We start from the raw sequence: 12,697 nt of genomic DNA, 5'->3' as shown, positions 1-12,697 counted from the left end.
CTGTCCGAAGGAGTTGCTGCAACGCAGCATAACGGGGCCGCACAGGCAACCCGCCGGATCTTCAAGAAACGGGTGAGGCCCTGCGCGGCGCCAGCACCGCCACAGCCAGCCCGATGGCGGACAGCAGCAGCCCGGTGCCGAAGACAGCGGCATGCTGGTCGCCGCTCCAGCGGAACAGCGCCGCCAGCAGGAAGCCGGTGATGGCCTGGGTCAGCGCATAGAGCACCGTGGCCCGCGCCCACAGGATGGCGGAGGCCGGCCCGGCGATCTCCCGCGCACCGGCCAGGGTCACGGCGGTCAGGCCAAGGCCCGCGAAGCCGGACAGCGGCGCCGTCAGCAGCAGCGCCCAGGGCCCCCAGCCCACCGGCACCAGCGCGGCGGCCATGGCCGCCACCTGCAACAGCAGCCAGAGCCGCGCCGCCGGCATGGCGCCGATCCGCCCGGCCGTGGCGCCGCCGCTCAGCGTGCCCGCCACGCCGCCGATGCCGAAGAGCACCCAGAGCAGCCCGGCCAGCGCCGCCCCGGCACCATGGCCGCGCACCGCGAGGTCGGCAGTATAGACCATCGGCGGCACCATCCCGGCCGCCGAGAAGACATAGGCCCCCAGCAGCCACCCGGCCGGGGGCAGAGCCTGGCCGCGCGGCAGCGCCAGGGTCTCCACCGAGGGATTGGGCCAATAGGGGCGGGCGGCCAGCCAGATCAGCGCCACCAGCGCCGCCATGCCGGCCCAGGCCAGGGCGACGCCGCCTTGCAGCAGCAGCGGCACCGCCACGGCGCTCAGCGCCGCGCCGCCGCCGACGCCGGAGGTCAGCACACCCCCAGCCAGCCCGCGCTGCGCCGGCGGCACCACCGCCTGGGCGGCGGGGCCGGAGACCGCCATCAGCACGCCGCCGCCAAAGCCGGCCAGGGCGCGCCAGAAAGCCAGCCAGGCCAGCCCGCCCTGCCAGCCGCAGGCGAGGAAGGAGAGCACCAGCAGCCCCATGCAAAGGTCCAGCGCCCCCGGCACGCCCAGCCACCGCCCCATCCTGCGGCCGAGCATGGCGCCCAGCAGGTAGCCGGCGAAGTTGCAGGCCCCCAGCAGCCCGCCGCCCGCGCCGCCGACCCAGCCGGCCTCCACCATGGCGGGAAACATCGGCACATAGCCGAATCGCGCCAGCCCGATCCCGGACAGCAGGCAGGCGCCCGCGGCCAGGGCGGCAGGGTGGAGCTTGGTTCTGACCATCATGCCATCGGGTCCTGTGCGCGGCGGCGCTGCCGTGGCCTCCAGGCTAGCGACAATGGCGCCGCGGCCAAGCCCAGGGCGGCGCATGGCTGCCCGATGGCGGCGCGGGCCTCGCCAGGCTGTGACCGGGCGGGCCACAACGCTGCGGGGGCTGCGCTCTTATCCCGCAGTCACAGGAGAATGCCGTATGTCCGCATCAGCCCTCACCACGCGCCCAAGGGTGGCGGTTGTCACCGGTGGGACCATGGGAATCGGCCGTGCCACCGCGCAGGCTTTCGCGCGCGCGGGCTGGTCCGTCGCCGTGCTGGCGCGGGGGGAGGAGCGGCTGCAATCCACCCGCGCGGAACTGGAGGACATGGGCGCGCGTGCCCTGGCCATCCCCACCGATGTCGCCGACGCGGCGGCTGTGGATGCGGCGGCGGCACGGATCGAGCGGGAACTTGGCCCCATCGAGGCCTGGGTGAACAATGCCATGGCGACGGTGCTGTCCCCCGCCGCCGAGATCACGCCGGAGGAATACCGCCGCGTCACCGATGTCACCTATCACGGGCAGGTCTTCGGCAGCCTGGCGGCGCTGCGCTACATGAAGCCGCGCAACCGGGGGCGGATCGTGCAGGTCTCCTCCGGCCTCGGGCTGCGGGCGGCGCCGCTGCAATCGGCCTATTGCGGCGCCAAGGCGGCGGTGCAGGGCTTCTCGGATGCCCTGCGGTCGGAACTGCTGCATGACGGCAGCGTGGTGACCATCAGCACCATCTACCTGCCGGCGGTGAACACGCCGCAGTTCCGCATCGCCCGCAACCACACGGGCCAGGCGCAGAACGCGCCGGACCCGGTCTTCGATCCCCGGCTCTGCGCCAATGCCATCCTGGCGGCGGTGGCGTCGGGGCAGCGGGAGGTCTGGGTCGGCCGCTCCACCTGGCAGATGGCGGCGGCGCAGGCCGTGGCGCCCGCCTTCGCGGACTACAAGGCCTCGCAGATGTGGGACGCGCAGCTGGACCCCGCGCGGACGCCGAGGGACCCCGAGGGCAATCTCTTCAAGCCCAGCATCGGCGACCCCGGCGTGGACGGGCCCTTCCTGGAGCGGGTGAACCCGGCGCGGGGGGAATTCGTCACCAGCCGCGCGCGGGACGTGCTGACGCTGGGGCTGGCCGCCCTGGGGCTGGTCGGCCTCGCCGCGCTGGCGGCGCCGGCAGCCCTGGTGGCCTCGTCCCGGCCGCCCCGCCGCCGCCGCTGAGCTAGCCCCGGCTGGTGCCGGTGCCGCTGGTGGCGCCCTGGTCCGGCGCGCCGCCCTGCAGGCCCGGCTCGCCGGGGCGCCATTCCGGCTTCTGGGCCTTCGGGTCAGGCTCCTGCCCCGGGCGGGCGGCGGGGTGGTTGCCGGGCTTCTGGCGGTCCGGGCTGTTCATGACGTCTTCCGCTCAGGGGACATGGCCTTGCTCCAATCCATCTCTTGTTCGGGCAGAACGCCGGGCGGCGCCGGCGGGCTGCAGCGCCGGGCATGACGGTCTTCTTCACCGCCGATACGCATTTCGGCCATGCCGGCGCCCGCGCTCTCTACCGCCGCCCCTTCGCCAGCGTGGCGGAGATGGATGCCGCCATGCTGGCCCGCTGGAATGCCACCGTGCGGCCGGAGGACGAGGTCTGGCACCTGGGCGACTTCGCGCTGAACATGAAGCCGGACGCCATGCGGGGGCTGCTGGAGCGGCTGCACGGGCGGAAGCACCTGATCACCGGCAACAACGATGGCCCCGCCGCCCTGGCCCTGCCGGGCTGGGAGAGCGTGCAGCCCTACTGGGAGATGGAACTGGAGGGCACCGGGCTGGTGCTCTGCCACTATGCCTTCCGCACCTGGCGCAACATGGGCAAGGGCTGGTGGAACCTGCATGGCCATAGTCATGGCCGGCTGAAGCCGCTGCCCCGGCAGGCGGACCTCGGCGTCGATGCCTGGGATTTCCGGCCGGTGACGCTGGCGGAGGTGCAGGCGGCGCGGAGGCGCGGCAGGGCGCCTTCCTAGCGGCCCTGCGCCGCCTTCAGGGCCCGGCGCAGCTTGGCCACGCCAGTGCGGACATAGCCGTCATCGCAAAGGCGGACGCCTTCCTCGGCCAGGGAGCGCGCGGGCTCCTTCTCCGCACCCGGCAGCGGGGCGAGGCGGGCGGCCAGCTCGCGGCAATAGCTCACATCCTGCGGCACGGTCCGCAACGCTTCCGCCGCGGCCGTGCCAGGGAGGCTGGCCAGGAGGGGCAGCAACAGGAACAGGCGTGGCGGCATGGTGCGCATCCTGCCGCCTCCCGCCCTGCCGGGGCGTGTGCGGCGGATGAAGACACAGTCATGCGACCGGCAGGCCGAGACAGACCGTCAGTCCGGGGTAGTCCGGCTGCGTGCCCTGGCCGTCCTCGAACCAGAGCATGCCGCCGTGCAGCTGCACCACCGCCCGCACCAGCGAGATGCCAAGGCCCGAGCCGGGCGTGGCGCGGGCGCTGTCGGCGCGGAAGAAGCGCTCGCCCACCCGCTGGCGGTCTTCCGCGGAAAGGCCGGGGCCCTCATCGGCGACGCGGATCAGCACCGCGTCCTCCTGCATCTCGGCCGAGAGGGTGATGGTGCCGCCGGGGACGGTGAACTTCACCGCATTGTCCAGCAGGTTCGCGATGGCCTGCAGCAGCAGGTCGCGGTCGCCGGTCAGGGGCAGGGACTTGGGCCATTCGGTACGAAGCGTCTGTCCATTCTCTTCCGCCGTGGCGCCATAGAGTTCGGCGGCATCGGCCAGCAGCGGCACCAGGTCCAGCGGCGCGAAGGCGGCGCGGCGGGCGCCGGCCTCTACCTCCGCGATGCGCAGCACGGCCTGGAAGACGCGGGTGACATTGTCGAGGTCGGCGATGCCGCGTTCCAGCGCCCCCTTCAGCGCCGCCGGGTCGTCGGAAGTTTCCAGCGCCTCCTCCAGTCGGGAGCGGGCGCGGGCGATGGGGGTGCGCAGGTCATGCGCGATGGCGTCCGAGACGCCGCGCACCCCCTCCATCAGATGCGCGATGCGGTCCAGCATGGTGTTCATGCTGCGGCCCAGCGCCTCGAATTCATCGTCGCGCCCCGCCAGGGGCACGCGAGGTGAGAGATCGCCGCCGGCGATCAGCGCGGCGGTGGCGGTGGCGGGGATCAGCCGCTCCTCCAGCCAGCGGCGCAGCAGCCAGGCCCCGGCGAAGGCGAAGAGGATGGCGACGCCGGCCGACCATGCCAGCCCCTCGGTCAGCAGGGCGCGCAGGCGCAGCTTCTCGCCCACGTCACGCCCCACCGCGAGATGCGAGCCATCGGGAAGCTGCACCACGTAAAGCCGCGCCTCGCCGGGAATGCCGTCGCGCAGCAGCGTCATGGCATACCACTGGATATCGGTGCGGTAGTCTTCCGGCAGTTGTTCCAGGTTGCCGGCCAGCCGCCGGCCATCGGGGGCGGTCAGCAGGTAGGCGGTCTGGTCCTCGGCATCCAGGGCCAGGCGCTCGCTGATCGCCTCGGCCACGGCGTCGTCGCCGGCCTCGCGCCAGCGTTCGGCCAGGGCCAGGGCATCGGCGCGGATGGCGGCATCGATCTGCCGTTCCAGCGTGCCGGCGGTGCCCCACCAGAGCACGCCGGTAAACGCCAGCCCCGCCAGCAGGAACAGCGTGGCGAAGAGCAGCGCGATGCGGAAGGAGGTGGAGGAGAGTAGCCGCCACAGCGGGCCGGGATGCTGCTGCACCCGTCGCCGCACCGGATGCGGCGGCGGACGGCCGGCGGCGTGGCCCGGCCGCGGATGCGGCGGGGGCGCCATCTCAGGGCTCGGCGCGGATCATGTAGCCGGCGTTGCGCACCGTGTGGATCAGCGGCTTCTCGAAGCCCTTGTCCAGCTTCTGCCGCAGGCGGGAGACATGCACGTCGATGACATTGGTCTGCGGGTCGAAATGGTAGTCCCAGACCTTCTCCAGCAGCATGGTGCGGGTGACCACCTGTCCGGCATGGCGCATCAGGTGCTCCAGCAGCCGGAACTCGCGCGGCTGCACGTCGATCCGCTTGCCGCCGCGCGTGACGGTGCGGGACAGCAGGTCCAACTCCAGATCCGCGATCTTGAGCCGGGTGGCCGGGGCATCGACGGCGGGGCGGCGGCCCAGGGCCTCGACGCGGGCCAGCAGCTCGGCGAAGGCGAAGGGCTTGACCAGATAGTCGTCGCCGCCGGCCTTCAGGCCCTTTACCCGCTCATCGACGCCCGCCAGGGCGGAAAGGAACAGGACGGGGGTGTGGTTGCCCTGGCCGCGCAGGGTCTCGACCAGCCGGACGCCATCGATGCCGCCGGGCAGCATCCGGTCCAGCACCAGAAGGTCGAAATTCTCGCCCGCCGCCATGAACAGGCCCTCGCGGCCGTTCGGCACGTGCTCAACAGTGTGGCCGGCCTCCTGCAGCCCCTTCTTCACGAAGCGGCCGACTTCGGCATCATCCTCCACCAGCAGGATGCGCATGGGTGCTGAACTCCTCGGAACTCACAGCCCGACGCGCTGCGGGGCGCATTGGTTGCGCCGGGCAGGATGGCGCGTCGGGCCAGGCAGCACCAGCCCATAGCGGGCCGGCGCGCGGCAAGCCAGAGCATCGTGGGGGCCGAAAGAAAGCGGGGGCGGCACATCGGGGGAGATGGCCGCCCCCGGCAACAGGCCGCATGAGGGAGGAAATGCGTTACGCCGCAGGGGGGAGCGGCGCCTGTGGGCAGGACCATAGCCGCGCCGGATTACTGAAGGATTGACGGCACCTGTCCTAAAAGAAGGAAAATCCTTTCTGCTGCACGCCCCGCTCGGCCCGCACCACCTTGCGGGCGCCATCCGCGGCGAACTGGCGGCGCTCCCGCACCCCCGGCATGCTGATGCCGCGGCTGCGGCACCAGGCGAAGAACTCCGGCGGGCGCAGCGTGATGCGGATGACGCGGTAGCCCTGGCGCTCATGGTGCAGCACGTCCCGCGCCGCGCCCTCACGCCAGTCGTCATAGCTGTCGCTCATGTCCGGCATGCGCTCGCGCAGCGTATCAAAGCTGGAAGCCTCGTACCACGCAAAGCCCATCACTGGTTTCTCGACCTTCATCGCCGGCCCTCTTGCCTCAAGCGCCGGCGGGGCCGGCGTCATGAGGCAGAGAGTGCCACGGGCAACAGGATCGGAAAACAGGAAACCGTCTCTTTTTTGTGTCTAAGTCACTGAAATATAGTAAATCCGGTCTTAACGCGAGGAGCGCCGCCCGCCCCGCTTCTTGTCCGGCTCATAGCCGCCGCCGCCAGGACCCAGCGGCTTCGGGCGCCATTCCTTCTTGCCCTCGGCCTTGCCGCGGCCACGCGCCGCCGGGCGGCTTTCGGCGCCACGGCGCGGCATGGCCTCCTGCAAGGACCGGCCGGCGATGTTGGGCTCCAGCCCCAGTTCCAGGTTCTCCAGCCGCTTGATCTCGTCGCGAAGCCGGGCGGCAGTCTCGAATTCCAGGTCGGCGGCGGCGGCGCGCATCTGGCGCTCCAGCTCCGCGATGCTGGCGCGCAGGTCCTTGCCGACGAAATGGCTCGGCCCGTCCTCCTCCGCGCCCGTGGGGGCGACGGTGACGTAATCCTGCTCATAGACCGATTGCAGCACGTCGCTGATCTGCCGCTGGATGGTCTGCGGCGTGATGCCGTGCGCGGCGTTATATTCCTCCTGCTTGGCGCGGCGGCGGTTGGTTTCCTCCAGCGCGTTGCGCATGCTGTTGGTCATGCGGTCGGCATAAAGGATCACCCGCCCCTCGGCATTGCGCGCGGCGCGGCCGATGGTCTGGATCAGCGAGGTGGTGGAGCGCAGGAAGCCTTCCTTGTCGGCGTCCAGGATCGCGACCAGCCGGCATTCCGGGATGTCGAGGCCCTCGCGCAGCAGGTTGATGCCGATCAGCACGTCGAAGACACCCTTGCGGAGATCCCGGATGATCTCGATCCGCTCCAGCGTGTCCACGTCGGAATGCAGGTAGCGGACCTTGATGCCCGCCTCCGTCATGTATTCGGTCAGGTCCTCGGCCATGCGCTTGGTCAGGGTCGTGACCAGCACGCGGCCGCCCTGGGCCATGACATCGCGGCACTGTGCCAGCAGGTCGTCCACCTGGCCCTCGACGGGACGGATCTCCACAGGCGGGTCGATCAGACCGGTGGGGCGGATCACCTGCTCGGCGAAGGTGCCGCCGGTGCGCTCCATCTCCCAGGGGCCGGGGGTGGCGGAGACGAAGACCGTATCGGGGCGGAAGCTTTCCCATTCCTCGAATTTCAGCGGCCGGTTGTCCATGCAGGAGGGCAGGCGGAAGCCGAATTCGTTCAGGATGGATTTGCGCGCGAAGTCGCCCCGATACATGCCGCCGATCTGCGGCACCGTCACATGGCTCTCGTCCACGATCAGCAGCGCATTCTCGGGCAGGTATTCAAACAGAGTCGGCGGTGGGTTGCCGGGGCCGCGGCCGGAGAGATAGCGGGAATAGTTCTCGATGCCTTTGCAGGAACCGGTGGTTTCCATCATCTCCAGGTCGAAGGTGGTGCGCTGCTCCAGCCGCTGGGCTTCCAGCAGCTTGCCCTCGGCGTTCAACTCCTCCAGCCGCTGCTTCAGCTCGATGCGGATGTCGCGGATGGCCTGGATCATGGTCGGGCGCGGCGTGACATAGTGGCTGTTGGCGTAGATGGAGACCGCTTCCATCTCGCCGGCGATCTCGCCGGTCAGCGGGTCGAATTCCCGCAACCCGTCGATCTCATCGCCAAACAGGCTGATGCGCCAGGCGCGGTCCTCCAGGTGGGAGGGCCAGATATCGACGCTCTCGCCGCGCACGCGGAAGGTGCCGCGCTGGAAGCCAGCGTCGTTGCGGCGGTACTGCTGCTCCACCAGCGCCTTGATCAGGTGGTCGCGCGAGATGCGGCCGCCGACCTGCAGCTTGACCACCATGTTGGAATACAGCTCGACCGAGCCGATACCGTAGATGCAGGAGACCGAGGCCACGATGACCACGTCGTTCCGCTCCAGCAGCGCCTGGGTGGCGGAATGGCGCATGCGGTCGATCTGCTCGTTGATCTGCGCGTCTTTTTCAATATAGGTGTCGGAACGCGGAACATAGGCTTCCGGCTGGTAGTAGTCGTAGTAGGAGACGAAGTATTCCACCGCGTTCTCGGGGAAGAAGGACTTCATCTCGCCGTAAAGCTGCGCCGCCAGGGTCTTGTTGGGCGCCAGGATCAGCGTCGGCCGCTGCACCTTCTCGATGACCTTGGCCATGGTGAAGGTCTTGCCGGAGCCGGTGACGCCCAGCAGCACCTGGTCCCGCTCACCCTGCTGCAACCCATCCACCAGTTGCGCGATGGCCGTCGGCTGGTCGCCAGCCGGCTCATAAGGCGAGACCACCTTCAGCACCCGGTTTCCCGAGGGGGCGGGGCGCTTCGGCGGAACAAAGGGCGTGGCGGCGGGGATGGTCAGGCTCATGAGGCGGGGGAGCTTCCGGCAAGGAGAGTAGCGCCCATGTGGGGGCAGGCGGGCGACAGTGCCAGGATAACGAACGATTCGTGAACGAGGAAGCAGGCGGGAAGCAGCCACGCAGCCCCTCGGCTTCTCGAGCATCCGTGATTATGGGAAGCTGCGCGCAGCGAAACAGCCGCATAAGCGAGAACCATGCTCAAAGACACCATCGCCCTGCATTTTCCCGAGCGAACCAAGACCTCGCAGGACAAGACCCTGGCCACGGACTATCCTTTTGGCACGGCCAGCGTCACGAGCCACAGCGAATGGTCGCGCAAGACGGAGGAAGGCTTCCGCATCCATGCCGCCGTGGCGGAGGATGCCGTCTCGGCGGTGAGCTGGATGATGCCGGACCCCAAGGCTTCCGCGAAGCTGGAGTTCCAGGCGCAGCTGGCGGTGGCGGAATCCTGCCCGGTCCAGCTCAAGATCGAGGTGCGGCGTCAGAAGCGGGTGGCGGTCAGCCGCAGCTTCGATCTGAACAGCATGGAGCCGACGCCGATTGCGGTCGACATACCCCGCTACAAGAGCCCGCTGGAGATCACCGTCTCTGTCGTCTCCCTCCAGAAGGAGCCGAAGCCGCGCTACGCTGTGGCAGACCTGTCCGAGCCTGTGCTCAAGACCTTCGGCAAGCCGGGCCGTTAAGCCCGCTGAAGGCGGTCGGCTGAAAGACAGCCGGCCGCTTCGCGCCGCCAGTGATGCTCAGGCGGCTTTGCGCGGCCAGGCGGCGATGATGGCGCCGCCCAGGATTATCCCGGTGCCGATTGCCAGGTCCAGGCCCAACGCCTCTCCCAGCCAGAGGGTGGAAAGCACCAGCCCCGCCGCCGGGCTGAGCAGCAGGCCAATGGAGGAGACCACCGCCGGCATCCGCATCTGCACCTGCGCGGAGCACCAGAGCGCCACCGGCCCGACCACCACGCCCAGGAAGGCCAGGGCGGACAGGGCGCGGGCATTCCACTGCCCCAGCGGCTGGGTCAGAGCCAGCGGCAGGGTCAGCAGCGTCGCGAGGCCGAAGCACCAGGGCAGCAGTTCCAGCATCGGGCGGCCGGGCGGGAAGCGGCGCAGCACCACGATGGCACCGGCCCAGCACAGGGCGGCGCCCAGCAGCAGCGCATGGCCCAGCAGCACGGCGGGGGAGGACCAGTCGATGCTCCAGGGGCTGCTCATCACCATGACGCCGCCGAGGCCGAGCAGGGCAGCTAGCCAGCGGCGCGGCGGAATCGCCTCCCGCAGCAGCAGCACCGAGAGCGGCACGACCCAGAGCGTGGTGGCGCAGGAGAGGATGGCGGTGCGCCCCGCCGGTATCCAGGCGACGGCGATATAGCCGAGGGTGAAGAAGCCCGTGATCTGCAACAACCCCAGCGTCAGCAGCGCCGGCCAGTCCGCCCGGCCGGGCCAGCGCAGCCGCCCCAGGGCCAGCATCGCCGCCGCGCAGACCAGGCAGGACAGGCCGATGCGCCCGAACAGCAGCCAGAGCGTCGGCGCGCCTTCGGTGACCGCGAAGCGGGTGAGGGGCCAGCCCGCCCCCATCAGCAGCACGGCCACCACCAGGTTCAGCCAGTCGACCTTCCGGGTGGCCATGCGCGCCGGCATCGCGGCAGGGGAGGGGGAGGTGGCTGACGTCGCGCTCATGGAGCGCGACGGTGGACCCTGCCCGCGATTCGGTCCAACTTACGCTTGCCGTTTTCGCCGGGTTTTATTTCTCGACGAAGGCCTTCTCGATCACGTACTGGCCGGGGCGGCTGTTGGCGCCTTCCTCGAAGCCCATGCCTTCCAGCAGCTCCTTGGTTTCCGCCAGCATCTCCGGGCTGCCGCAGAGCATGATGCGGTCATGCTCGGGCGTGAAGGCGGGCAGGCCGAGGTCGGAGAAGAGCTTGCCGCTGCGGATCAGGTCGGTCACCCGGCCCTGGTTGCGGAAGGGCTCGCGCGTCACGGTCGGGTAATAGACCAGCTTGGGCGCCACCATCTCGCCCAGGAACTCGTCCTGCGGCAGTTCCTTCTCGATGAAGTCCTGGTAGGCCAGCTCCTTCACCTCGCGCACGCCGTGCAGCAGCACGATCTTGTCGAAGCGGTCATAGACCTCCGGCTCGCGGATCAGCGACATGAAGGGCGCGAGGCCGGTGCCGGTGCCGTAGAGCCACAGCGTTTTGCCCGGCAGCAGCGCGTCCGGCACCAGGGTGCCGACCGACTTCTTGCCCACCAGGATCTCGTCGCCCGGGCGGATATGCTGCAGGCGGCTGGTCAGCGGCCCGTCCGGCACCTTGATGGAGAGGAATTCCAGGTGCTCGTCAAAGGGCGCGGAGGCGACGGAATAGGCGCGCACCAGCGGCTTTCCTTCCACCATCAGCCCGATCATGACGAATTGCCCGGCCTGGAAGCGCAGCGTCGGGTTGCGGGTGCAGCGGAAGCTGAACAGGCGGTCCGTCCAGTGATGCACCTGTTCCACCGTTTCGGTGAAATAAGCGGGATGGGCGGCCTTCAGCGGCGGGCGGGTCTCGGCGTTCATGATGGGGAGATGGTCTTTTCCTGTGTGCCAGGCAAGTGAAAGGGCCAAGGGCAGGAAGGCGCCACGGCTTGCCAGGGAGCGCGGTTGCGGCGAGCCTTGGCCCTATCATGAGCATGCCCCCTGACGCCACCCCGCCCTTGGGCCCCGAAGTGGACTCCACCCCCCGCCCGCTGCCCGCCCGCGTGCCGCATCGCGGCGCCTCGGTGACGCTGGAGCCGCTGGGCATCCGCCATGCCGAGGAACTGTGGCAGTCCATGCAGGGGCAGGGGCCGAATGGCGGCACGGAGGAAAGCTGGGCCTATCTGGGCTACGGCCCCTTCGCGGATTTCGCGTCCTTCCGCCGCTTCCTGGGCGGCTTCGCCACCACGCACGACCCCATGGCCTGGGCGGTGCGGCCGCATGTCTCCGGCCTCGCCTCCGGCTGGCTGACGCTGATGGACATCCAGCCCGCCAATGCGGCCATCGAATTGGGACATATCTGGTTCGCGCCACGGATGCAGCGCAGCCGCGCTTCCACCGAGGCGATGTTCCTGCTGATGCGCCATGCCATGGACGACCTGGGCTACCGCCGGCTGGTGTGGAAGTGCAACGCGCTCAATGCTCCCTCCCGCCGTGCTGCTGCGCGGCTGGGCTTCGTCTCTGAGGGCGAGCACCGGGCGCATCTGGTGGTGAAGGGCCGGCGGCGTGACACGGCCTGGTTCTCCATCCTGGACGAGGAATGGCCGAGCCGCCGCGATGCCATCCTGCGCTGGCTCGATGACAGCAATTTCGACCACCGGGGCACCGCCCGCCACAGCCTTACCTTGGCATAATATGACCCGGGTTTAATTTGCGTGCTTCCGGCGCCCGGCCTTATCGGTCGTGCAAAGGAAGCAACGATATGCCCGACTGGCTGCCACCGCATTATTCCGCCTTCGAGGGTACCCGGCTGCTGGCCAAAGGCGAGCTGCCGGAAGTGGCCATGCGCGCCAAGGAGGCGCTGGACGGTGGCGCAGAAGCGCCCGTCCTGATCTTTGACGACCGCACCAGCCGCCTGGTGGAACTGGACCTGCGTGGCCAGCCTGAAGAGGTGCTGCGTCGGCTGGAGCCGCCGCCCCGCCGCCCCGGCCGCCCCAAGCTGGGCGTGGTGGCGCGGGAGGTGACGCTGCTGCCGCGCCACTGGGAATGGCTGAGCCAGCAGCCCGGCGGCGCCTCCGTCGCCCTGCGCAAGCTGGTGGAGGAAGCCCGCCGCACCTACAGCGACACCGACTACAAGCGCATGGCGCAGGAAGCCTGCTACCGCTTCATGCATACCATGGCCGGTGACCGCCCGGGCTTCGAGGAAGCGGTGCGCGCCCTTTATGCCGGCGACCGCGTGCGCTTCGAGCGGCTGACGGAGGTCTGGCCGGAGGATATCGGCCGCCATGCCAGGCAGCTGGCGGAAGGGGCGCTCAACCCGGCAGGGTCTGAAGAGGCTGTGGCGGCCGGCGACTGAATATCGG

14 protein-coding genes are annotated in these 12,697 nt (G+C 69.8%); 5 read left to right on the top strand and 9 right to left on the bottom strand.

Features of this window, described 5'->3' with window-relative positions; genetic code table 11:
• Positions 1 to 61 precede the first annotated feature (61 nt).
• Positions 62 to 1,225, bottom strand: coding sequence for a YbfB/YjiJ family MFS transporter (locus EBE87_RS03315; protein ID WP_158611638.1), 1,164 nt, complete (start codon positions 1,223 to 1,225; stop codon positions 62 to 64).
• Positions 1,226 to 1,409: 184 nt separating this feature from the next.
• Here EBE87_RS03315 and EBE87_RS03310 point away from each other — a divergent pair, with 184 nt between their 5' ends.
• Positions 1,410 to 2,456 carry an SDR family oxidoreductase gene (locus EBE87_RS03310; protein WP_122139878.1) on the top strand — a complete coding sequence of 349 codons (1,047 nt, stop codon included), beginning with the start codon at positions 1,410 to 1,412 and terminating at the stop codon, positions 2,454 to 2,456.
• A 1-nt stretch (position 2,457) separates the two neighbouring features.
• Here EBE87_RS03310 and EBE87_RS28925 read toward each other — a convergent pair whose 3' ends face one another.
• Positions 2,458 to 2,625 (bottom strand): hypothetical protein, encoded by a 168-nt coding sequence (locus EBE87_RS28925; RefSeq protein ID WP_158601012.1) that lies wholly within the window; start codon positions 2,623 to 2,625, stop codon positions 2,458 to 2,460.
• Positions 2,626 to 2,717: 92 nt separating this feature from the next.
• On the opposite strand from EBE87_RS28925, the gene EBE87_RS03305 reads away from it, so the two are divergent.
• Positions 2,718 to 3,233 carry a metallophosphoesterase gene (locus EBE87_RS03305; RefSeq protein ID WP_120640198.1) on the top strand — a complete coding sequence of 172 codons (516 nt, stop codon included), beginning with the start codon at positions 2,718 to 2,720 and terminating at the stop codon, positions 3,231 to 3,233.
• Here the strand turns inward: EBE87_RS03305 and EBE87_RS03300 are convergent.
• From EBE87_RS03300 to uvrB, 5 genes are all read right to left on the bottom strand, one after another.
• Positions 3,230 to 3,487: a hypothetical protein gene (locus tag EBE87_RS03300; protein WP_120640199.1), complete on the bottom strand. Its 258-nt coding sequence runs from the start codon at positions 3,485 to 3,487 to the stop codon at positions 3,230 to 3,232. The genes EBE87_RS03305 and EBE87_RS03300 overlap by 4 nt on opposite strands.
• 58 nt (positions 3,488 to 3,545) lie before the next feature.
• Positions 3,546 to 5,012 carry a sensor histidine kinase gene (locus EBE87_RS03295; RefSeq protein WP_120640200.1) on the bottom strand — a complete coding sequence of 489 codons (1,467 nt, stop codon included), beginning with the start codon at positions 5,010 to 5,012 and terminating at the stop codon, positions 3,546 to 3,548.
• A 1-nt stretch (position 5,013) separates the two neighbouring features.
• On the bottom strand, positions 5,014 to 5,694 hold the full coding sequence (locus EBE87_RS03290; protein WP_120640201.1) for a winged helix-turn-helix domain-containing protein: 681 nt from the start codon (positions 5,692 to 5,694) through the stop codon (positions 5,014 to 5,016).
• 289 nt (positions 5,695 to 5,983) lie between these two features.
• The gene (locus EBE87_RS03285) at positions 5,984 to 6,304 is read right to left on the bottom strand and encodes a hypothetical protein (protein WP_120640202.1); all 321 of its coding nucleotides are present in this window, start codon (positions 6,302 to 6,304) and stop codon (positions 5,984 to 5,986) included.
• A 132-nt stretch (positions 6,305 to 6,436) separates the two neighbouring features.
• On the bottom strand, positions 6,437 to 8,680 hold the full coding sequence (gene uvrB, locus EBE87_RS03280; RefSeq protein WP_120640203.1) for an excinuclease ABC subunit UvrB: 2,244 nt from the start codon (positions 8,678 to 8,680) through the stop codon (positions 6,437 to 6,439).
• A 186-nt stretch (positions 8,681 to 8,866) separates the two neighbouring features.
• Here uvrB and EBE87_RS03275 point away from each other — a divergent pair, with 186 nt between their 5' ends.
• Entirely contained in the window at positions 8,867 to 9,355 is a 489-nt protein-coding gene (locus tag EBE87_RS03275; protein WP_120640204.1) for a hypothetical protein, read from the top strand.
• Positions 9,356 to 9,412: 57 nt separating this feature from the next.
• On the opposite strand, the gene EBE87_RS03270 is transcribed toward EBE87_RS03275, so the two are convergent.
• Both EBE87_RS03270 and EBE87_RS03265 read right to left on the bottom strand, forming a co-directional pair.
• On the bottom strand, positions 9,413 to 10,342 hold the full coding sequence (locus tag EBE87_RS03270; RefSeq protein ID WP_120640205.1) for a DMT family transporter: 930 nt from the start codon (positions 10,340 to 10,342) through the stop codon (positions 9,413 to 9,415).
• A gap of 64 nt (positions 10,343 to 10,406) precedes the next feature.
• A complete protein-coding gene (locus EBE87_RS03265) occupies positions 10,407 to 11,216 on the bottom strand; it encodes a ferredoxin--NADP reductase (protein WP_120640206.1) in 810 nt (269 codons plus the stop codon).
• A gap of 107 nt (positions 11,217 to 11,323) precedes the next feature.
• Between EBE87_RS03265 and EBE87_RS03260 the strand changes: the two genes are divergently transcribed.
• Both EBE87_RS03260 and EBE87_RS03255 read left to right on the top strand, forming a co-directional pair.
• Positions 11,324 to 12,028 (top strand): GNAT family N-acetyltransferase, encoded by a 705-nt coding sequence (locus EBE87_RS03260; RefSeq protein WP_233553382.1) that lies wholly within the window; start codon positions 11,324 to 11,326, stop codon positions 12,026 to 12,028.
• Positions 12,029 to 12,096: 68 nt separating this feature from the next.
• Positions 12,097 to 12,690: a DUF2239 family protein gene (locus EBE87_RS03255; protein WP_120640208.1), complete on the top strand. Its 594-nt coding sequence runs from the start codon at positions 12,097 to 12,099 to the stop codon at positions 12,688 to 12,690.
• The last annotated feature ends 7 nt before the right edge of the window (positions 12,691 to 12,697 follow it).

This window comes from Teichococcus wenyumeiae, assembly GCF_003696345.1.
GTDB lineage: Bacteria > Pseudomonadota > Alphaproteobacteria > Acetobacterales > Acetobacteraceae > Pseudoroseomonas > Pseudoroseomonas wenyumeiae.
The sequence above is the reverse complement of the archived record's forward strand: the minus strand, read 5'-3'. Positions and strand labels throughout refer to the sequence as shown.